This is a genomic window from Planomonospora alba, assembly GCF_039534085.1.
GTDB classification, from domain to species: Bacteria; Actinomycetota; Actinomycetes; order Streptosporangiales; family Streptosporangiaceae; genus Planomonospora_B; species Planomonospora_B alba.
Window position 1 is genome coordinate 37,740 of record NZ_BAAAUT010000017.1, and the last position, 19,512, is coordinate 57,251.

16 protein-coding genes are annotated in these 19,512 nt (G+C 77.8%); 9 read left to right on the top strand and 7 right to left on the bottom strand.

Translation table 11 applies throughout. The features are described 5' to 3' along the window. Positions 1–40: 40 nt before the first annotated feature. The 4 genes from ABD823_RS12560 (at position 41) to ABD823_RS12575 (ending at position 4,698) form a co-directional block, all read left to right on the top strand. A complete protein-coding gene (locus ABD823_RS12560) occupies positions 41–637 on the top strand; it encodes a dihydrofolate reductase family protein (protein WP_344859018.1) in 597 nt (198 codons plus the stop codon). Beyond that, positions 631–1,470 (top strand): MBL fold metallo-hydrolase, encoded by an 840-nt coding sequence (locus tag ABD823_RS12565; protein ID WP_344859019.1) that lies wholly within the window; start codon positions 631–633, stop codon positions 1,468–1,470. Before ABD823_RS12560 ends, ABD823_RS12565 begins: the two co-directional genes overlap by 7 nt. A gap of 272 nt (positions 1,471–1,742) precedes the next feature. Continuing rightward, the gene (locus ABD823_RS12570; protein WP_344859021.1) at positions 1,743–3,305 is read left to right on the top strand and encodes a hypothetical protein; all 1,563 of its coding nucleotides are present in this window, start codon (positions 1,743–1,745) and stop codon (positions 3,303–3,305) included. 196 nt (positions 3,306–3,501) lie between these two features. After that, on the top strand, positions 3,502–4,698 hold the full coding sequence (locus tag ABD823_RS12575) for an NAD(P)/FAD-dependent oxidoreductase (protein WP_344859023.1): 1,197 nt from the start codon (positions 3,502–3,504) through the stop codon (positions 4,696–4,698). 57 nt (positions 4,699–4,755) lie between these two features. Here ABD823_RS12575 and ABD823_RS12580 read toward each other — a convergent pair whose 3' ends face one another. From ABD823_RS12580 to ABD823_RS12600, 5 genes are read right to left on the bottom strand one after another with little or no spacing between them, the layout of a single operon-like run. Further along, positions 4,756–5,361, bottom strand: coding sequence for a CbiQ family ECF transporter T component (locus tag ABD823_RS12580; RefSeq protein WP_344859025.1), 606 nt, complete (start codon positions 5,359–5,361; stop codon positions 4,756–4,758). Beyond that, positions 5,358–6,032, bottom strand: coding sequence for an energy-coupling factor ABC transporter ATP-binding protein (locus ABD823_RS12585; RefSeq protein WP_344859027.1), 675 nt, complete (start codon positions 6,030–6,032; stop codon positions 5,358–5,360). Before ABD823_RS12585 ends, ABD823_RS12580 begins: the two co-directional genes overlap by 4 nt. Further along, a complete protein-coding gene (locus tag ABD823_RS12590; protein ID WP_344859029.1) occupies positions 6,033–7,217 on the bottom strand; it encodes a thiolase family protein in 1,185 nt (394 codons plus the stop codon). Between the two features lies 1 nt (position 7,218). Beyond that, on the bottom strand, positions 7,219–8,709 hold the full coding sequence (locus ABD823_RS12595; RefSeq protein ID WP_344859030.1) for an AMP-binding protein: 1,491 nt from the start codon (positions 8,707–8,709) through the stop codon (positions 7,219–7,221). 7 nt (positions 8,710–8,716) lie between these two features. Beyond that, positions 8,717–9,430: a biotin transporter BioY gene (locus tag ABD823_RS12600; protein ID WP_344859032.1), complete on the bottom strand. Its 714-nt coding sequence runs from the start codon at positions 9,428–9,430 to the stop codon at positions 8,717–8,719. Between the two features lie 240 nt (positions 9,431–9,670). Between ABD823_RS12600 and ABD823_RS12605 the strand changes: the two genes are divergently transcribed. Next, positions 9,671–12,043: a HelD family protein gene (locus ABD823_RS12605; protein WP_344859033.1), complete on the top strand. Its 2,373-nt coding sequence runs from the start codon at positions 9,671–9,673 to the stop codon at positions 12,041–12,043. 69 nt (positions 12,044–12,112) lie between these two features. Next, complete coding sequence (locus ABD823_RS12610) at positions 12,113–13,468, top strand: serine hydrolase domain-containing protein (protein WP_344859035.1); 1,356 nt, start codon at positions 12,113–12,115, stop codon at positions 13,466–13,468. Here ABD823_RS12610 and ABD823_RS12615 read toward each other — a convergent pair. Then, positions 13,411–14,409, bottom strand: a complete 999-nt coding sequence (locus tag ABD823_RS12615; protein WP_344859037.1) for a LysR family transcriptional regulator — start codon at positions 14,407–14,409, stop codon at positions 13,411–13,413. The genes ABD823_RS12610 and ABD823_RS12615 overlap by 58 nt on opposite strands. Positions 14,410–14,486: 77 nt before the next feature. Here ABD823_RS12615 and ABD823_RS12620 point away from each other — a divergent pair, with 77 nt between their 5' ends. From ABD823_RS12620 to ABD823_RS12630, 3 genes are all read left to right on the top strand, one after another. Next, complete coding sequence (locus ABD823_RS12620; protein ID WP_344859039.1) at positions 14,487–15,194, top strand: CTP synthase C-terminal region-related (seleno)protein; 708 nt, start codon at positions 14,487–14,489, stop codon at positions 15,192–15,194. Positions 15,195–15,429: 235 nt separating this feature from the next. After that, positions 15,430–17,838: a penicillin acylase family protein gene (locus tag ABD823_RS12625; protein ID WP_344859040.1), complete on the top strand. Its 2,409-nt coding sequence runs from the start codon at positions 15,430–15,432 to the stop codon at positions 17,836–17,838. A gap of 185 nt (positions 17,839–18,023) precedes the next feature. Beyond that, positions 18,024–19,196: a tyrosine-type recombinase/integrase gene (locus tag ABD823_RS12630; RefSeq protein WP_344859042.1), complete on the top strand. Its 1,173-nt coding sequence runs from the start codon at positions 18,024–18,026 to the stop codon at positions 19,194–19,196. A gap of 22 nt (positions 19,197–19,218) precedes the next feature. On the opposite strand, the gene ABD823_RS12635 is transcribed toward ABD823_RS12630, so the two are convergent. Then, a complete protein-coding gene (locus ABD823_RS12635; RefSeq protein WP_344859043.1) occupies positions 19,219–19,473 on the bottom strand; it encodes a helix-turn-helix domain-containing protein in 255 nt (84 codons plus the stop codon). Positions 19,474–19,512 lie beyond the last annotated feature (39 nt).

The window sequence follows — 19,512 nt, forward strand, 5'->3', positions numbered from 1 at the left end:
GTGGTTGCAGAATGCAATCACTATACGGGAACGAGGACTGATGGGCCGCTTCGTCTATTCCATGCAGGTCTCCCTCGACCTGCGGATCGAGCAGGTCCCGGGGGACAACGGCGCCGGCGAGTGGCTGCGCCTCGACGAGGAGCTGCACCGCGAGGCCAACGCGCAGACGCAGGCGCTCGCGCTCATGGTCCACGGCCGGGCCTACTACGAGGTCATGGAGGAGTGCTGGCCGCGGGCGCGCGAGGACGCGTCGCTGCCGGACTTCATGCGCGAGTACGGCGAGATCTGGACCGCCAAGCCCAAGGTGCTCGTCTCCCGCACCCGCCGCAGCGCCGATCACAACACCCGGATCGTCGGCGGAGACGACGCGATCGAGCGGCTCGCCGCCCTGCGGGCCGAGACGGACGGCAGGATCAGCGTGGGCGGCGCGGCCCTCGCCACGCAACTGCTGCGGGCCGGGCTTCTCGACGAGCTGCTGCTCTTCACCCACCCCGCGGTCCTCGGCTTCGGCAGGCCGCTGTTCGACGACTACGACCGGCCGATCGACCTCGGCCTGCTGGAGCAGCGATCGTTCGAGCAGGGCGTCACGATGCATCGCTACGCCGTCCTGGACGCGAAGGAGGCGAGCCCGTGCTGAGGCAGATCGCCGAGGGTGTGCTGGTCCACCAGAGCGGATTCGTGCAGAGCAACGCCGTCGTGGTGCAGGGCCGGGCCGGTGTGCTGCTCATCGACCCCGGCGTGACCGGCTCCGAGATCGAGTGCCTCGCGGACGATCTGGCCGCGTCGGGCCGGCCCGTCGTGGCGGGGTTCTCCACGCACCCGGACTGGGATCACCTGCTCTGGCACCCCCGGCTCGGCGCAGCGCCCCGTTACGGCACGGCGCGCTGCGCGGCCGCCACCCGAGAGCAGCTGTCGGACGCAGACGCGAAGGCCCGCATCGCCGACCACCTGCTCGAGACGGAGATCGCCGGGCAGGTACCGCTGGACCTGCTCGGCCTCATCACCGGCCTGCCCGCCGGAACCGCGCGGATTCCGTGGGACGGCCCCGACGTCCGGATCATCGAGCATCAGGCGCACGCCCCGGGCCACGCGGCGCTGCTGATCGAGGAACGCGGGGTTCTCGTCGCCGGCGACATGCTGTCCGACGTCCTGGTCCCGATGCTCGACTGGGACACCGCCGCCGACCCGATCGAGGACTACCTGGCCGCGCTGCAACTGCTGGAGGAGGCGGCGGACGGCGTCGAGGCCGCCGTCCCGGGCCACGGTTCCGTCGCCGGATCCGGCCGGGTGCAGGCACGGATCGACCAGGATCGGGCGTACGTGCTCGCGTTGCGGAACGGCCAGGTCCCCGCCGACCCACGGATCGGCCCCTCGGCCGAGCCCGGCTGGGAGTGGGTGAGCGACGTGCACGAAGGGCAGCTCCGCAGCCTCGCCCGAAGAAGCGGGCGCGACGGGGCGCCCCGCCGGTGATCGGCGCGCGGCGGGGGGCGTGAGCAGCGACCGGACGGCCGGTGACGTCCGCCGTACCGGTGGGAAGGCGGCCCGGACGGGCCGGCCGTCGGGTGCGGGTGATCGGCCCTCCCGGCTCCGGGACGCGCGCCTTCCGGCTCCGGAGAAGCCGCAGATCCGGCCCTCCCGCAACATCTGGGGTCTTTCCCGCGTCGAACCGGCGGGATAGGAACGAGGCGGCGCCGCGGATCCGCAGCCGCGCGCACCACCGACACCTCCAACGGGGAGACTCCATGACCAGACAGATGATCATCGAGCCCGCCGGGCAGGCCGGGCTGACGGCCGAGCGCGTGCGGGAGGTGGTCGCGGCGCATCCGGCGGTGGCGGCGCACCTGGGAGCCGCCGACCCCGGCCGGCTCATCGTCGGCGGGGCCGCCGTGACGGGCCGCGACGCGGCCGGGGACGCGGCCGGGCGGGCACCGTTCCGGGCGAGCGTGTTCGATCCGGTCGCCAACCGGGGGGTGGAGCTGCGCGGCACCGTCGCGGCGCCCGAGCGGGCCGAGGTCGCCCCCAGCGCCTGGCGGCCCACCCCGGGCCCGGACGAGCTGCGGGCGGCGGCGCAGATCCTGCGGGCCGACCCGCGCTTCCCCGCCTCCGGCGACGTGGTCGTCTACCAGCCGATGCCGCCGCTGGCCGACCTGGAGCGCCCCGACGGCACCACGACGCGCCGCCCCACCCTCGGCCTCTACACGCCCGGTGAGGACGTCGAGCACCGCATCGTCGCCGTCGACACCGCCGCCGGCACCGTCGACTGGTCCCCGGCCGGGGTCTCGCCGGCCATGCACCCCGGCGACTGCGAGTCGCACCTGCCCGAGCCGGTGGAGAGCCTGCGCGACCGGGGCGGCCCCGACGCGGTACGGCTGCGCGTGCTCGACGGCGGCACCGAGCTGTGGAACCTCATCGTGGTACGGCCCCGCGCCTCCGCGCCGCAGAACCCCGGCGACGGCTCCGGGGTGGAGCTGCGCGAGGTCCGCCACCGCGGCCGGCTGGTCTTCCGCCAGGCGCACGTGCCGATCCTCAACGTGCAGTACGAGGAGGACGGCGTCACCTTCCGCGACTGGCAGAACCAGGAGACCCGCTTCTCGGCCACCGGCACCGACCCGGTCGGCTGGGGCTGGCGGATCTGCACCCGGCCGCCGCGCACGATCCTGGAGCGCCCCGACAACGACGCCGGCAACTTCCAGGGCGTGGCCTTCCACGACGCCGGCGGCGAGGTGCGCATCGTCAGCGAGATCGCCGCCGGCTGGTACCGGTACGTCTCCGAGTGGCGCCTGGCCGACGACGGCACCGTCCGGCCCCGCTTCGGCTTCGCCGGGGTCCGCAACCCGCGCACCTGCATGCGCCACCGCCACCACGTCTACTGGCGGTTCGACTTCGACGTCGAAGGCTCCGACAACGACGTGATCGAGCAGTTCGACGAGGTCGCCCCCGGCGTGCTGAAGGCCACGCCGATCCTGCGGGAGACCTCCCGCAGGCGGCGGGGCACGGCCCGGTTCTGGCAGGTCACCGACGCCGCGAGCGGCCGCGGCTACCGCATCGTGCCCGGGGGGCACGACAACACCGCCGACCCCTACGGCATCGCCGACCTGTGGTTCCTGCGCCGCCGGGCGAGCGAGCTGTACGACGGCAACCCCGACGGCGACAACCGGGCGATGCTCGACCGGTTCGTCGACGGCGAGGACATCGGCCGCACCAACGTCGTCGTCTGGTACGCCGGGCACTTCCGCCACGACCAGAACGCCCCCCACCCCCACCAGGGCCACATCGTCGGCCCCAACCTCGTGCCCGTCCGCTGACGGCGGCCACCGGGCCGGCTGATCGGGCGGGCCCGGCGCCCCGTGGCCCCTGGCGGGTGAGCGCTCGCGTCCGCTGGAGCGATGGCCGGGCCCGCGGGCAGGGCCGTGCCCCCACCGGGGGCCGGGGGCGGGGACCGGTCCGCGCGCCCGGCACGGGCCGGTTTGGCCCGGCCCGTGCCGTGGCAGACCCACAAGGGTGGACGGCGTGTGGGACCTGGTGGTCGTCGGCGGCGGTCCCGCCGGGGCGGCGGCGGCCCTGCGGGCCAGGCAGCTGCGGCCGCACGCGCGGGTGCTCCTGCTGGACCGGCAGGCCTTCCCCCGCGACAAGGCGTGCGGGGACGGCATCGCCGCGCACGGCCTCGACGAGCTCGACCTGCTCGGCGTGGGCGGCCTGCTCGCCGACTACCGGCCGGTGCGGCGCCTGACGGTGGTCTCCCCCGGCGGCCGGTGCGTGCACGCCACCGTCGCCCGCCCCAACCTCGTCGTGCCGCGCCGGGTCTTCGACGCCCGCCTGGTGGAGGCCGCCCGGGCCCGCGGCGTCGAGGTCCGCCGCCACCGCGTCCGCGCCCTGGCCGACACCGGCGGCCGTGTCGTCCTGGACGGCCCCGCCGGCCCGGACGGCGTCACCGGCGTCACCGGCGGCCGCGGGGACGGCATCGTCGCCCGCGCCGTGGTCGCCGCCGACGGCGCCAACTCGACGGTGCGGCGCCTCATCGGGGTGCCCGCGACGGCCGACCGGCACACCGCGCTGGCGGTGCGCGGCTACACCGACGTGCCGGCCGGCGACGACACCCAGCTCATCGTCATGCGCAGGGAGGGCTGGCCCGCCTACGCGTGGTCGTTCCCGGTCGGCGACGGCAGCGCCAACGTCGGCTTCGGGATGCTGCTGCCCCGGCTGCGGGCCGCCGGAGCGCCCGTGCGGCGGGTGCTGCACGACGGGCTCGCCGACCTGCTGCCCGGCCTGCCCGCCCGGGACCTGCGCGCCCACCGGCTGCCGCTGTCGTGCGGCCGGCCGGTGCCCGGCGCGGGCCGGGTGCTGCTGGCCGGCGACGCGGCCAGCCTGGTCAACCCGCTCACCGGGGAGGGCATCTACTACGCGCTGCTGTCGGGCCGGCTGGCCGCCGAGGCCGCGCTGCAGGCGCCCGGCGACCCGCTGCCGGCCTACCGGCGCGCCCTGCGGCGGGTGCTGGGGCGGCACCTGCGCACCACCGACGCGCTGGCCGTGGCCGCGCGCTTCCCCGGCTTCATCGACGCCGCGATCTCCACCGCCGCCCGGCGCCGGGAGGTGTTCGACGTGCTCGTCGAGGTGGGGCTGGGCTCGGGCACCGTACCGGCGCCGCTGCTGTGCGCGGTGGCCGGCCGCTGGCTGGCGGGCGTCCTGCCCGGCCGCTGAGCGCGGCCCGCAGCCAGGCAGCCCCGGAGCGGACGGGCGGACGGTGCGCGGCGGCCGTCAGTCGTCCAGACCGCGGGCGGCCAGGGCCTCGCCCAGCGCGTCGGCGTGCCGCAGCGCGCCGACCACCAGCGGGACGGCGAAGGCCCGCGCGCTGCGCTCGACCCCCCGGGCGCGGGCGGCCTCGCGGACCCGGGCGGCCAGGGCCGCGACGACCGGCACGCTGCGCAGCGTCAGCGACAGCAGCAGCGACAGCCGGAACGGGTCCAGCCCCACCAGCCGCACCGGGGACAGGACCCGCTCCAGGCAGGCCAGCACCGCGGCGGTGCGGGTGGTGAGGGTGACCAGCCCCGCCAGGGCGACGGCCAGCACGACCCGCGCCGTCGCCGCCACGGCGCCCGGCAGGTCCGCCACCAGCAGCTGCGCGCCGAACAGCACCACGGCGAACCAGCGCACGGGCCGCACCTGCGCCCAGGCGGCCGCCGCGCCCACCCCGGAGGCGGCGTACAGCGCCGCCACCGCGGCCGCGGCGCCGGCCATCACCGCGGGCGAGCGCACCAGCACCAGCGCCGTGCAGCACACGGCCAGGGCGGCGAGCTTGACCCCGGCGGGCAGCCGGTGCAGGACCGAGGCGCCGGGCACGTAGGCGCCGGTGAGGGTGTTCACGCCATCAGCTCCCGGTAGCGCTCCAGCGCCGCGGCGGGGGCGCCGTCGGCCACGACCCGCCCGTCGTCGACCACCAGCACGCGGTCGAAGTCCTCCAGCAGCGCCAGGTCGTGGGTGACCGCCACCACCTGCTGCGGCAGCTCGCGCAGCAGCGCGGCGACCTGCCGGGAGTGGCGCAGGTCCAGCAGGGTGGTCGGCTCGTCCATGACCAGGATCTCGGGCTCCAGCACCAGGATCGAGCACAAGGCCAGCAGCTGCTTCTGCCCGCCGGACAGGTGGTGGGCCGGGTGGTCGGCGTGCTCGTGCAGACCGTAGCGGACCAGCACCTCCCGCACCCGCCGGTCGGCCTCCTGGCGCGCCAGCCCCCGGCGGCGCAGCGAGAACGCCACGTCCTCGGCGACCGTCGGCATCACGATCTGCGCGTCCGGGTCGGTGAACAGGAACCCGACGCGGCGGCGGATGCGCGCGGCGTGGCGGCGGGTGTCGAGCCCGGCCACGGTGACCGTGCCCGACGTCGGCAGGACCAGGCCGTTGAGCAGCCGGGCCAGCGTGCTCTTGCCGGAGCCGTTGGCGCCGACCACGCCGATGCGGCGCTCGGTCAGCGAGACCGTGACGCCGCGCAGCACGTCCCGCTGCCCGAGCCGTACGTGCACGTCGGTCAGCTCGATCACTCACACCACCTCGAACAGGGCGGCGACCCCCAGGCCGCCGCCGACCGCGGCCGCAGCCAGTCCCAGCGTCCCGGGCGGCGCCGCCGCGCGCACCAGCCGGGAGAACAACCGCACGACCGCCACCGCGCCGCTGGCGCCCCACGGGTGGCCCAGGGCGAGCGCGCCGCCGTCGGGGCAGACGCGCCCGTCGTCGGCGCCCAGCGGGTCCAGGCCCAGGGCGTCGGTGACGGCGAGCGTCTGGGCGGCGAACGCCTCCACGATCTCCACCGCCGCCACGTCGCGCAGATCCGCCCCCGCGCGTTCCAGCACCCGCCGGACGGCGGGCACCGGCCCCCAGCCGGGCAGGGCGGGGTCGCAGCCGACGACCGCGCCGGCCGCCAGCCGCAGCCCGGGCAGGCCGGCGGCGGCGCGCAGCCGGTCCGGCACGACGGCCACGGCCGCCGCGCCGTCGCTGATGGGTGAGGAGTTCCCTGCGGTGACCGTGCCGCCCGGCACGAACGCCGCCGGCAGCCGGGCCAGCGTCTGCGGGCGCAGGGGGCGGGGCCGCTGGTCGTCGGTGCGGCCGCCGACGCCGACGATCTCGCCGTCGAAGCGGCCGGCCCGCCGGGCGGCCAGCGCGCGGGCGTGGCTGCGGCAGGCGTAGGCGTCCTGGCGCTCGCGCGTGACGCCGCGCGCGGCCGCCAGCGCCTCGGCGGCGGGCCCCATGTCCGGGTCGGGGTGGCCGTCGGGGGCGAACGGCGCCCGCGCGTACGGCTGCGCCGCCGCGACGTCGTGCGGGGCGGCGGGGTCGCGGCGGGCGCGCAGCGGCGCGGTGGAGGCGCTCTCGACGCCCCCGGCCAGGACCAGGTCCATCGCGCCGCTGCCGACGGCCTGGGCGGCCACGAGGACCGCGGCCAGGCCGCTGCCGCACTGCCGGTCCACGGTCAGGCCGGGCACGCCGTGGCCGAGACCGGCGGCCAGCGCCGCCACGCGGGCGAGGTTGCCGCCGGGCCCGGTGCAGTTGCCCAGCACCACGTCCTCGGCCGGGACGGGCAGCACCGGCGCCAGGTCGCGGGCGAGCGCGGCCAGGACGGGCGCGGCCAGCCGGTCGGCGCCGACCTGTTTGAAGGCGTGCCCGGCGGTGCCGATGGGGGTGCGCAGGGCCGCCACCACGACGGGCCGGCCGGCGGGGGGTTCGTCTCGCATGTCAGCCGAGCTTACGGATGCCGGGCTCGCCGCCCGCCAGGCGGGCGGCGAGCAGGCCGCGCCGCGGCTTGCCCGACGGGGTGCGGGGCAGGCGCTCGGCCGCGTACCAGCGGCGGGGCCGCTGCGCGGCGTCCAGCTCGGCGCGGGCCACCTCCTCCAGCGCGGCCCGGCGCACTCCGGTGCCCTCGACGACCGCGGCGACGACCGCGCCCAGGTCCGGGTGGGGCAGGCCCACCACCACGACGTCGCCGACGCCCGGTGCCTTCCTGAGCACCTCCTCGACGTCCTCGGGCACGACGGTGGCGCCGCCGGTCTGGATCGCGCCGCCGCCGCGGCCGCGCAGCCGCAGCACCTGGCCGCCGCGGTACGGCCCGGCCAGGTCGCCGACGGTCATCCAGCCGCCGGCGTCGGTGCGCAGCGGCCCGTCGGCTCCGGCCAGGTAGCCGTCGGCCAGGTACGGCGAGCGGGCCCACACCTCGCCCAGCGGCACCCCGTCCGTGGCAGCGCCGGCGGTTCCGCCCGCAGCACCGGTGGAGGCCGCCGCGCCGGGCACGGCCCGGACCTCGATCTCGACGCCGGGGAAGGGCCGCAGCCCGCAGCCGTCGGCGTCGGCGGCGACGAACGACAGCTCGGTGGCGCCGTAGTAGGCCAGCACGTGCACGTCGGCGTCGGCGGCCCGCTCCCGCACGCCGGCGGGCAGGGCGGCGCCGCCGGCCACGACGCTGCGCAGGGGCCCGCCGGAGCGCCGCAGGACCTCCAGGACGGCCGGCAGGTGGTGCGGGACCAGGTGGACGGCGGTGCAGGCGCGCAGGTGCGCCTGCAGCCCGGCGGCGGGCCAGCGCCCCGGCAGGACCGCCGTCGCGCCCACCGCCAGGGTGTGCACGGCCGCGAAGCCGTACAGGGAGGAGCTGAGGGGGCCGGGGACCAGCACGGTGTCGTCGGGGCCGATCCGGGCCAGGTCGCTCAGGTGGGGGAAGGAGTCCGTCCACGAGGCGCGGGTGCGCACCACGGCGCGGGGCCTGCCGGTGCTGCCGGAGGTGAAGCAGGCCCAGGCCCGGTCGTGCGGCGCGCCGGCGCGGGCCGCGGGCGGGTCCGCGGCCGCGGGCCCGCGTTCTTCGGGCCGCGCCGCCGGTGCCGGGCGGGCGGCTCCGGCGGCCGCGGGCCCGACCGGCAGCGGCCGCTCCACGCGCAGGTCCACCGGGACGGCGCCGAGCAGCCGGGCGCGCCGCTCGGCGCCGGCGGCCGCGTCGCACACCAGCGGGGTGGCGCCGGCCAGGTCGGCCGCCAGGACGGCCACCAGCGCCTCCACCGGGTCCTGCAGCGCGATCGCGGCCGGCGCGCCGGGCGCGGCGCCGCGCGCCGCCAGGAGGCGGGCGGCGCCGTCGATGCGGCGGGCGAGCAGGTCGTAGGTCGTCTCGCCGTGCGCGCCGCGCACCGCGACGCGGTGCGGGTGCGCGGCGGCGTGCTGCATGATCTGGGCTGCCACCGGCATGGGCGGATCAGTTCCCTCCGGTGCGCAGGCGGCCGGCCGCGGGGACCGCGCCGGGGTAGGCCCGCTGCGTGCCCCGCGCGATGAGGGCGGCGAGCACGGCCTTGGCCAGGTCGCCGGGCAGGAAGGCCGCGGCCAGCAGCGCGGTCTGGGCGAGCGGCAGGCCGGTGACGGCGGCCTGCACGGGGACGCCGATGAGGTAGATCACCGCGACGCCGCCGGCCAGGCAGGCGGCCACCAGCCGCACGGTGCCGGGGGCGCGGCCGCCGCGTTCGACGATCCAGCCGGTCACGGCCGCGCCGGGGATCCAGCCGAGCAGGAACCCGGCCGACGGCCCGGCGAGCACGCCCAGCCCGCCTCTGCCGCCGGCCAGCAGCGGCAGGCCCGCCAGCACGAGCACGATCAGGACGGTGACGGCCAGCGCGGCCCGCCAGGAGCCGAGGATCGCGCCGGCGAGCATGACGCCGAGGGTCTGCAGGGTGATCGGCACGGCGTTGCCGAAGACGTTGAGCGCGCCCGGCAGGCCGAGCACGGCGATCAGCGCCGCGAACACGCTGACGCGGGCCAGGTCGGCGCCGGAGAAGGCGCTGGGGGCCGCCGGGGGCGGGAGCCGCACGCCGCCGGCGGCGTGCGCGGCTGCGGGGCCGGGAGCGGCGGAGGTGTCCCCGGATGCGGCGGAGGGTGCGCCGTCGGGGCGTGGCGGAGTCTTCCCGTCATCTGTCATGGGGACGATCCCACACCACGGGGCCGGGTCGGCGCATGCCGGGATCCCACAACATTCGGCGGCGGCGTCTGGGGGAGGCAGCGATGGCGTCACGCGGGCATCACGGTGACGGTACGGCGGCGGCGCGGCCGGCGCGACGGGGGCGGGCACGCGGAGACAGGCGTGCACCGACACGAGCGGACGGCTACAATCAATCAGCCAAAACAAAAACGTCCACTCATACAGGAGTCTACCAGAGACATGGGACGCCGTCAATCCGGAACCGCCCGATCCGGTGCCCGCGAGCACACCCCCGGCCGCAGCGGCCCCGACTCCACCGCCGAGCACACCGCCGGGCAGGGCACCGCCCTGCGGGAGGCGATCCGCACCGAGCAGGCCCGCCTGACCCGCCTGTACCACCGCCTCGACGCCGCCCGCGAGCACACCCGCACGGCCCTGGCCGCCGAGCACGCCCGCGGCGGCGCCGGCGGCACCCACCAGGCCCGCCTGGAGCGCGACGTCTCCGCCGCCGAGCACGCCCGCCGCCTGGCGCAGCTGGACGGCGTCGAGCACGGCCTGTGCTTCGGCCGCATCGACGACACCGACGGCGAGACCTGCTACATCGGCCGGATCGGGCTGCGCGACACCGACGGCGAGATCATCCTCACCGACTGGCGCGCCCCCGCCGCCCGCCCCTTCTACACCGCCACCCCCGCCGACCCCGGCCCGCTGGTGCGCCGCCGCCACCTGCACACCCGCGACCGCACCGTGGTCGGCATCGACGACGAGGTCTTCGACCTCGACCGGCTCGGCGAGGGCGAGCGGCGCACCCTGGTCGGCGAGGCCGCGCTCCTGGCCTCGCTGCGGCGCGGCCGCACCGGCCGGATGAGCCAGGTGGTCGCCACCATCCAGGCCGAGCAGGACCGCGTCATCCGCTCCGGCCTGGCCGGCGCGCTGGTCGTCGAGGGCGGCCCCGGCACCGGCAAGACCGTCGCCGCGCTGCACCGCGCCGCCTACCTGCTCTACACCCACCGCGACGTCCTGTCCCGCCGCGGCGTCCTCGTCGTCGGCCCCACCGCGCTGTTCGCCCGCTACATCGGCCAGGTGCTGCCCTCCCTCGGCGAGACCGACGTGGTCGTGGCGACCGTGGGCGAACTGCACCCCGGCGTGCGCGCCACCGCCGCCGACACCCCGGCCGCCGCCGTCGTCAAGGGCGACCTGCGCATGGCCGGGGTGGTGGCCGCCGCCGTCGCCGACCGCCAGCGCCTGCCCGACGGCGACCTGCAGATCGCCGTCCCGGTGCGGACCTCCCTGCGCGACGGCGTCGAGGTCGTGGTCGAGGAGATGACGATCGCCGCCTCCCACGCCGCCTGCGCCGCCGCCCGGACGCGGGCCCGCCGCAGCGGCCTGCCGCACAACACCGCCCGCCGCCTGTTCCTGCTGGACGTGCTCACCGCCCTGGCCGCCGACGAGGCCGCCCGCCTCGACGCCCCCGCCGACGCCGACGACCTGCGCCACGCCCGCAAGGTCCTGTGGGCACGGCCCCAGGTGCGCCGCGCCCTGGACGACCTGTGGCCCCACCTGACCCCCGAGCAGCTGGTCGGCGACCTGCTGTCGGACGCCGCCGCGCTGCGCCGGGCCGCGCCGGAGCTGTCCCCGGCCGAACGCGACGCGCTGCTGCGCCCGCCGGGCTCGCCGTGGACGCCCGGCGACGTCCCGCTGCTGGACGAGGCCGCCGAGCTGCTCGGCGTCGACGAGGCCGCCCTCCACGCCGCCCGGCGGGCGGCCGAGGCCGAACGCCGCGAGGAGGAGGCCTACGCCCGCGGCGTGCTGGAGTTCACCGGCCTGGCGGAGGACGAGATGATGGAGGCCTCCGCACTGGCCGAGCGCCACCACTGGTCCGGCCCCTACCGCACCACCGCCGAACGGGCCGCCGCCGACCGCACCTGGGCCTACGGCCACGTCATCGTGGACGAGGCGCAGGAGCTGTCGGCGATGGCCTGGCGCACGATCATGCGCCGCATCCCCGCGCGCTCCCTGACCGTCGTCGGCGACCTGGCGCAGACCGGCTCGGCCGCCGGCGCCCGCTCCTGGGGCGAGATGCTCGACCCCTACCTCAAGGGCCGCTGGCGCGTCGAGAGGCTGCTGGTCAACTACCGCACCCCCACCGAGATCATGGAGGTCGCCGCCGACGTGCTGGCCGCCGTCGCCCCCGGCCGCACGCCCCCGGAGTCGGTGCGCACCGGCGGCGACGCCCCGCGCGCGGTCCGCGCCGCCACCGCCGACCTGCCCGCCCTGGCCGCCGCCGAACTGGAGGCGATCGGCGAGGGGCGGCTGGCGCTCATCGTGCCCGACGCCCGCCGCGACGAGGTCGCCGGCGCCGTCGCCGCCCGCTGGCCCGACCCGCACGACGGCTCCGACGCGCTGGAGCGCCCGGTGGCCGTGCTGACCACCGGCGAGGCCAAGGGCCTGGAGTTCGACGCGGTGATCGTGGTCGAACCCGGCGAGATCCTCGCCCAGTCCCCCATGGGCGGCCACGACCTGTACGTCGCCGTCACCCGCGCCACCCGGCGGCTGACCGTCGCCTGCCGCGGCACCCTCCCGCCGATGCTGGCGCGGCTGGCCTGCCGTTAACGTGGACAGTCCGGCCGCCCCCCGGACGGGAAGGGGCGGCCGCGGGACGCCGGGGAAGGGAGCACGCCGATGTCACCCGTACGGGACAGCACGGCCCGCGCGCTGCTGCACAGGGTCGCCGCCGAGCAGGCGGGCTCGCGGCTGCCGTCACTGGCCGCGGCGGTGGTGCGCGAGGGGGAGATCGCGTGGTTCGGCGCGCGCGGCCGGGCCGAGGGCCGCCCGCCCGCCCCCGACACCCAGTACCGGATCGGGTCGATCACCAAGAGCATGGTCGCCGTCGTCGTCATGCGGCTGCGCGACGAGGGCCGCCTGGACCTGCTCGACCCGATCGGCGAGCACATCCCCGGCACCCCCGCGGGCGAGGTGACGGTCGCCCAGCTGCTGTCCCACACCGCCGGACTGACCGCCGAACCGCCCGGCCCGTGGTGGGAGCGCACCCCCGGCGCGCCCTTCGGCGACCTGCTGGCCCGGCTCGGCCCGGGCACCTCCCGCCACCGGCCCGGCCGCCGCTACCACTACTCCAACCTCGGCTTCGGCCTGCTGGGCGAGCTGGTGGCCCGCCACCGCGGCACCGGCTGGGACCAGGCCGTGCGCGAGGAGGTGCTGCGCCCGCTCGGCATGACGGGCACCACCACCCGGCCCCGCGAGCCGTACGCGCGCGGCTACGCCGTCCACCCGTGGGCCGACGTGCTGCTGCCCGAGCCCGAGCACCACGCCGCCGCCATGGCCCCGGCCGGGCAGATCTGGTCGACCCCGGCCGACCTGGCCCGGTGGGCGGCGTTCGTGGCCGGCGACACCGGCGACGTGCTGGACGCCGCGACGCTGGCCGAGATGCGCGAGCCCGCGGCCGTCGACGACGGCGACACCTGGACCGGCGGATACGGCCTGGGCCTGCAGCTGGCCCGCGCGGGCGGGCGCCGCCTGGCCGGGCACACCGGCTCCATGCCGGGCTTCCTGGCCGCCGTCTGGGCCGACCCCGCCGACCGCACCGGCGTGCTGTTCCTGAGCAACTCCACCTCCGGCGCGAGCCGCACCCTGCCGATGGACCTGCTGGCGATCCTCGACGAGCACGAGCCGCGCCTGCCCGCCGAGTGGCGGCCCCGGCGGGTCGACGCCGACCTGCTGGAGCTGGCCGGCCTCTGGTACTGGGGGCCTGCCCCCTACGCGCTGCGGCTGACCGGCGGCCGGGACCTGTCGCTGGACCCCGTCGGCGGCGCCGGCCGCGCCTCCCGCTTCGCCGCGCGGCCCGACGGCACCTGGCTGGGCCTGGACGGCTACCACGCCGGGGAGACGCTGCGCGCCGTCCGCCGCCCGGACGGCTCCCTCAGCCACCTGGACCTGGCCACGTTCGTCTTCACCCGCACCCCCTACGACCCGGACGCCGACGTGCCCGGCGGCGTCGACCCGGGCGGCTGGCGCAGCTGATCCACCAGGTCGGCGGCGGGGCCGCGCAGCGCGCCGTACAGCACCTCCACCCGGTGCACCACGCGCGGCGCGGCCAGCGGCACCGCGCGGATCCCCCGGCCGCCCTCCCGGCCGGGCACGCCTCCGGCCCCGCCGCCGGGAGAGCCGCCGCTCCCCTGCGGTCCCGCGCCGCCCGGACCGGCCGGCGCCCCCGCCGCGACCGAGGCGGGCAGCAGCGCCAGGCCGTGCCCGGCGGCCACCAGGTTCAGCACCGTGTTCAGGTCGTGGCCGTCGTAGCCGGAGCCGGCCCGGAACGCCTGCGGTCCGGCCGCGCCCGCCAGCTCGCGCAGCCGCTCCGGCTCGACCACCGCCGGCGCCCGCAGCCACAGCGCTCCCGCCAGATCCGCCAGCGCCAGGCCGCGCCGCCCGGCCAGCGGGTGCCCGTCCGGCAGGGCCACCACCAGCGGCTCGGCGACCACCCCGAAGGCCGACAGCGGGCCTGCGTCCGGCAGGCGCAGCGGATCGCTGGGCGCGGCGATCCCGTCCAGCAGCCCCACGTCGGCCGCACCGGAGGCGACCTGCTCGGCCACCTCGCGCCGCACGGCGGTGCGCACCGTCACCCGCACGCCGGGCGCGTGCAGGGCCCGCGCCAGCGCGGGCGGGCAGCCCAGCGGCGAGACGGCCACCTGCAGCGTGCGCGGCGGCGCCCCCGCGGCACGCAGCACGTCGGCGCGGGCCGCCCGCAGGCGCAGCAGCAGCGGGCCGGCGTGCTCCAGCAGGCGCGCACCGGCCGCGGTGGGCTCCACCGGGCGGCGCCGCAGCAGCGCCGTGCCCAGGTCGGCCTCCAGCGCCGCGATCTGCTGGGAGACCGCCGACTGGGTGTAGCCGAGCCGGTGCGCGGCGGCGGAGAAGGAACGCAGCTCGGCGACGGCCGCGAAGGTGCGCAGCAGATGCGGGTCCACGGCCCATCAGTATCGCTTATCGCACCAGCAGCAACCATCGTTGGCGCTTACCGGAGGCGGACCTCCAGGATGGGCTCATGACCTCCGCGACCGCTTCCGCGACCGTCGCCCTCGTCGGCGACCGCTCCCCCCACGTCCAGGCCCACGTCCGCGTGCCCGCCCTGCTGGCGGCGCTGCAGGAGCGCGACGGGCTGACCCTGGACGCCTACTGGATCCCCACCACCGACGCCGGCGGCCTGGAGGGCTTCGACGGGATCTGGCTGCTGCCCGGCAGCCCGTACGCCAGCGAGGCCGGGGCGGTGCACGCGGTGCGCACCGCCCGCGAGCACGGCATCCCGTTCCTGGGCACCTGCGGCGGCTTCCAGCACGCCCTGCTGGAGTACGCCCGCAACGTCGTGGGCACGGCCGCCGCGCACGCCGAGAACGACCCCGGCGCCGCCGACCCGCTGCTCGTACCGCTGGCCTGCTCCCTGGTCGGCCACGAGGACACCGTACGGCTGGCACCCGGCTCGCTGGCCGAGCAGGCCATCGGGGCGAGGCGGACCGTCGAGCGCTACTCGTGCGCCTTCGGCCCCGCCGCCGGCCACCTGCCGGCCCTGGCCGCCGGCGGCCTGCGCTTCACCGGCCACGACGAGACCGGGGCGGTGCGCGTGGCGGAACTGCCCGGCCACCCGTTCTTCCTGGCCACCCTCTTCCAGCCGGAGCTGGCCGGCGACGGCACCCGGCCGCACCCGATCGTCACCGCCTTCGCCGCGGCCGCCGCCGCCCGCGCCGCCGGAGCCTGACCCGCACCCGCCCCGCACCTCCGCGTGCGGGCCGCGGGGCCCGGACCCCGCCGGACCCCGCCGGAACGGCCCCGGACCGGTCCGGCCTTCCCGGCGCGCCCCTCCACCCCGTATCCGGGCCAGGCGCACGCCGCGGCCGTCAGGGGGGCGCTACGGGGTGACCGCACCGCCGCCGCCACGCGACATTCGTCGCAGGACGACAGGACCACGATCACGGCGCGGCGAGGAGAACGACATGCGACCGACGGCGGGGAGAGGCAAGAAGGTCTCGGCGGTGGTGCTCCTCGGAGCGCTCGGCGCGGGCCTGGCGGCGCAGACGCCCGTGCACGCCACCGGGGAGCCCCGGCCGGACGGGCAGGCCGGCGCGTCCGTCCATCGGATCGCCGGGCTGCAGCGCCCGGTCCGGCTGCTGGTGGACCGCTGGGGCGTGCCGCACATCTACGCCTCCGGCACCGACGACCTCTACCTCGCGCAGGGCTTCAACGCCGCCCGCGACCGCCTGTTCCAGATCGACCTGTGGCGCCGGCGGGGCCTGGGCCTGCTGTCGGAGGTCCTCGGCCCCGCCCACGTCGAGCAGGACCGGGCCGCGCGGCTCTTCCTGTACCGGGGCGACATGCGCAAGGAGTGGGCCGCCTACGGCGCCGGCGCCGAAGCGGCCGCCACCCGCTTCGCCGCCGGGATCAACGCCTACATCGACTGGCTGGAACGCAACCCCGGCGCCATGCCCGCGGAGTTCCGCCGTCTCGGCTACGCCCCCGCCCGCTGGAGCCCCGAGGACGTGGTGCGCATCCGCAGCCACGGCCTGTCGATGAACCTGCAGTCCGAGGTCGGCCGCGCCCAGGCCGTCTGCGCCGGCGGCATCGGCGTCGAACCGCTGCTGAAGAAGACGCAGCCGGAGTGGAAGACCACCGTGCCCGCCGGGCTCGACCCGTGCTCCCTGCCCCCGGACGTGCTGGCCACCTACCAGCTGGCCACCCAGGGCGTCACCTTCCAGGCGGCCACCGGCACCGTGCAGGCCGCGCCCACCCCGCCCGCCGCCGAGGGCAGCAACGCCTGGGCCGTCGCGCCGCGCCGCACCAGCACCGGTCGGCCGATCCTGGCCAGCGACCCGCACCGGTCGATGACGGCGCCGGCGCTGCGCTACATCACCCACCTGTCCGCGCCGGGCCTGGACGTCATCGGCGCCGGCGAGCCGTCCCTGCCGGGCGTGTCCATCGGCCACAACGGCACCGCCGCCTTCGGCCTGACCATCTTCGGCGCCGACCAGGAGGACCTGTACGTCTACGAGCTCCACCCGGACGACCCGGGCCGCTACCGCTACGGCGACGGCTGGGAGCGCTTCACGACCGTCACCGAGACCGTGCCGGTCGCCGGCGGGCAGCCCCGGCAGGTCGAGCTGTCCTTCACCCGCCACGGACCCGTGATCAAACTCGACACGGCCGGCGGCCGCGCCTACGCCCTGCGGACCACCTGGCTGCAGCCCGGCACCGCCCCCTACTTCGGCAGCCTCAAGTACATGAGGGCCCGCACCTGGCGCGAGTTCACCGCGGCCATGCGCACCTGGGGCGGCCCGCCCGAGAACCAGGTCTACGCCGACACCCGCGGCGACATCGGCTGGGTGCCCGGCGGCCTGGTCCCCCGGCGCAGGGGCTACGACGGCCTGCTGCCCGTGCCCGGCGACGGCCGCTACGAGTGGGACGGCTTCCACGACGGCGCCGAACTGCCCCGCTCCCTCAACCCCGCCGAGGGCTTCGTCGCCTCCGCCAACGAGTACAACCTGCCCGACGGCCACCCGGTGCGGGCGGGCTTCGACTCCTGGGCCGCCCCCTACCGGCACCAGCGCATCACCGAGGTGCTGGCGGCCACGCCACGCGGCTCGGTCGCCGACTCGGCGGCGCTGCAGAACGACCGGCTGTCCATCCCCGCCCGGCGGCTGGTGCGGCTGCTGGACGGCCTGCGCGGCGACGAGACCACCGGGCGGGCCCTGGAGCTGCTGCGCTCCTACGACGGAGTCGCCGACGCCGACTCCGCCGCGGCCGCCCTGTTCGAGGTGTGGTTCACCACCCACCTGGGACCGGCCTTCGCCCGCGAGGTGATGCCCGCGCAGGTGGCGGCCATGGTCTACCTGCCCGACCCGGTCCTGCTGCTGGACGCGGTGGAGAACCCGCGGCGCTGGTTCGGCGCCGACGGCACCGACGGCACCGCCGTCCGCGACCGCCTCCTGCTGACCTCGCTGGCCGCCGCCTACGCCGAGGTGAGCCGCAGGCTCGGCCCCGACCCGGCCGCCTGGTCGTGGGGGGCGCTGCAGCGGCTGACGTTCACCCACCCGGCGGGCGGGCAGGTGGGGCCGGTGCCGCGCGGCGGCTCCTGGCACACCGTGGACGCCTCCAGCTACCTTCCCTTCTCCTACCAGCCGTTCTCCGGGCCGTCGTTCAAGATGGTCCTGGACGTGGGCCGCTGGGACCGCTCCCTGGCCGTCAACGCGCCGGGCCAGTCGGGCGACCCCGCCAGCCCGCACTACCGGGACCTGCTGGCGCTGTGGGAGAAGGGGGAGTACTTCCCGCTGCTGTACAGCCGCGCCGCCGTCGAGCGCCACACCGTGCGGCGGATCCTGCTGCTGCCCGCCGCCGGACGCACCCCCTGACGCCCGCCCCGGCCCGGCCCGGGTTCCCGGGCCGGGCCCTCCGGGGTCCTCCTTCCGGGCCTTCGGCTCCGCGGCGGCCCGGCCGGGCCGCCGCGGCCTCCCGCCCCGGGCGGCGGACGGTTTGTCGGCGCCGCCCGGTACGATCCGGGAGACCCGGGAGACCGAGGAAGGGCGTCCCCGAAACCATGCGGCCTGCGCAGCTGAACCGCCTCACCGTGCAGGAGGCGGCCGACCGCTATGTGGAGCTGGTCCGGGCCAGGACCTCGACCGGTGCCCTGTCACCGGCCACCGCGGAGGTCTACGCCCGCGACACCGCGACCTTCGCCCGGCTGGCCGGCCCGGACCGGGTGCTGGACGACCTGACCGGCGAGGACGTCGACGCGGTCCTGCTGGCCTTCGCCCGCAAGCCCGACGAGCGGCGCACCCGCGCCGGAGCCGGGCCGCCCCCGGCGCCCGGCCGGGCCGTGCAGTCGGCCTCCTCGCAGGCGCGCTTCCGCCGGTCGGTCTCGGCGCTGTTCAAGCACGCGGCGCTGGCCGGCTGGGTGCAGATCAACCCGATGACGGCGGCGACGGTGACCGCCCGCGAGCGCGGCGGCCTGCCCCCGCAGCGGCGGGCGCTCACGCGCGAGCAGGCCCAGGGGCTGATCGGCGCGGCCCGCGAGCTCGGCGGGCACGGCGGCAGCGGCACGGCGGGCGCTCCCGCGGGCCCGCAGGGCGCGGGGGAGCGGCAGAGCCCGCCGGCACCGGCGCGCCGCCGCCGCGACCAGCGCACCGAGCTGCGGGACGCGCTGATCGTGCTGCTGCTGACCGCGGTCGGGCCCCGGGTCTCGGAGCTGGTGCGGGCCAACGTGGAGGACTTCTACACCAACGACGGCGTGCGCTACTGGCGGATCTTCGGCAAGGGCGGCCGGACCCGGGACGTGCCGCTCCCGGTGGACGTGGCGCGGGCGCTGGACGCCTACCTGTCCCGGGAGCGGGCCGCCTCGGCGGAGCCCGCGCTGCTGCTGTCGTGGCGCGGGCGGCGGCTGGCCCGCGGGGACGTGCAGGCGGTGATCGACCGGGTGCAGCAGCGGGTGGCGCCCGAGCGGCGGCGCTCGGTGACCCCGCACGGGCTGCGGCACACCACGGCCACGCACCTGCTGGCCGACGCGGTCGACATGGACGCGGTGCGGCGGGTGCTGGGCCACGGCGACCTGGCGACGCTGGGCCGCTACCGCGACGAGCTGCCCGGCGAGCTGGAGGTGGCGATGCGCACCCACCCGCTGCTGCGCCCCGCGGCGCCGGGTCCCGCGGCGCCGGGCCGCCCGGCCGGCGACCGCCGGGAGGCCGCGGGCGGCGAGACGGCGGAGCGGGGATAGCCCGCTTGCGCCCGGCCGCCGCTCAGGCGGCCCGGTCGGCGGCGCTGACCTCGGCCAGCACGTCCAGGGAGACGCCCAGCGCCCGGGCGAGCGCGGCGACGGTGAAGAACGCCGGGGTGGGCACCCTGCCGGTCTCGATCTTGCGGAGGGTCTCGGGTGACAGGCCCGCGGCCGCGGCCACCTCGGCCATGCTCCGCTCACCGCGCGCCTGGCGCAGGATCGTGCCCAGCCGGTGACCGCGCTCGCGGTCCAGTTCGCTCAGCGGAGGTCTCACCATGTCCGCGATCCTAGCAAACCGTGATAACAATACCGGTAT

What these genes read in the sequence shown, in the direction of transcription:
- ABD823_RS12560 (WP_344859018.1), top strand. Translation starts at nt 41, where the DNA reads ATGGGCCGCTTCGTCTATTCCATGCAGGTCTCCCTCGACCTGCGGATC.
- ABD823_RS12570 (WP_344859021.1), top strand. Translation starts at nt 1,743, where the DNA reads ATGACCAGACAGATGATCATCGAGCCCGCCGGGCAGGCCGGGCTGACG.
- ABD823_RS12590 (WP_344859029.1), bottom strand. Translation starts at nt 7,217, where the DNA reads ATGCGAGACGAACCCCCCGCCGGCCGGCCCGTCGTGGTGGCGGCCCTG.
- ABD823_RS12595 (WP_344859030.1), bottom strand. Translation starts at nt 8,709, where the DNA reads ATGCCGGTGGCAGCCCAGATCATGCAGCACGCCGCCGCGCACCCGCAC.
- ABD823_RS12600 (WP_344859032.1), bottom strand. Translation starts at nt 9,430, where the DNA reads ATGACAGATGACGGGAAGACTCCGCCACGCCCCGACGGCGCACCCTCC.
- ABD823_RS12605 (WP_344859033.1), top strand. Translation starts at nt 9,671, where the DNA reads ATGGGACGCCGTCAATCCGGAACCGCCCGATCCGGTGCCCGCGAGCAC.
- ABD823_RS12610 (WP_344859035.1), top strand. Translation starts at nt 12,113, where the DNA reads ATGTCACCCGTACGGGACAGCACGGCCCGCGCGCTGCTGCACAGGGTC.
- ABD823_RS12620 (WP_344859039.1), top strand. Translation starts at nt 14,487, where the DNA reads ATGACCTCCGCGACCGCTTCCGCGACCGTCGCCCTCGTCGGCGACCGC.
- ABD823_RS12625 (WP_344859040.1), top strand. Translation starts at nt 15,430, where the DNA reads ATGCGACCGACGGCGGGGAGAGGCAAGAAGGTCTCGGCGGTGGTGCTC.
- ABD823_RS12630 (WP_344859042.1), top strand. Translation starts at nt 18,024, where the DNA reads ATGCGGCCTGCGCAGCTGAACCGCCTCACCGTGCAGGAGGCGGCCGAC.
- ABD823_RS12635 (WP_344859043.1), bottom strand. Translation starts at nt 19,473, where the DNA reads ATGGTGAGACCTCCGCTGAGCGAACTGGACCGCGAGCGCGGTCACCGG.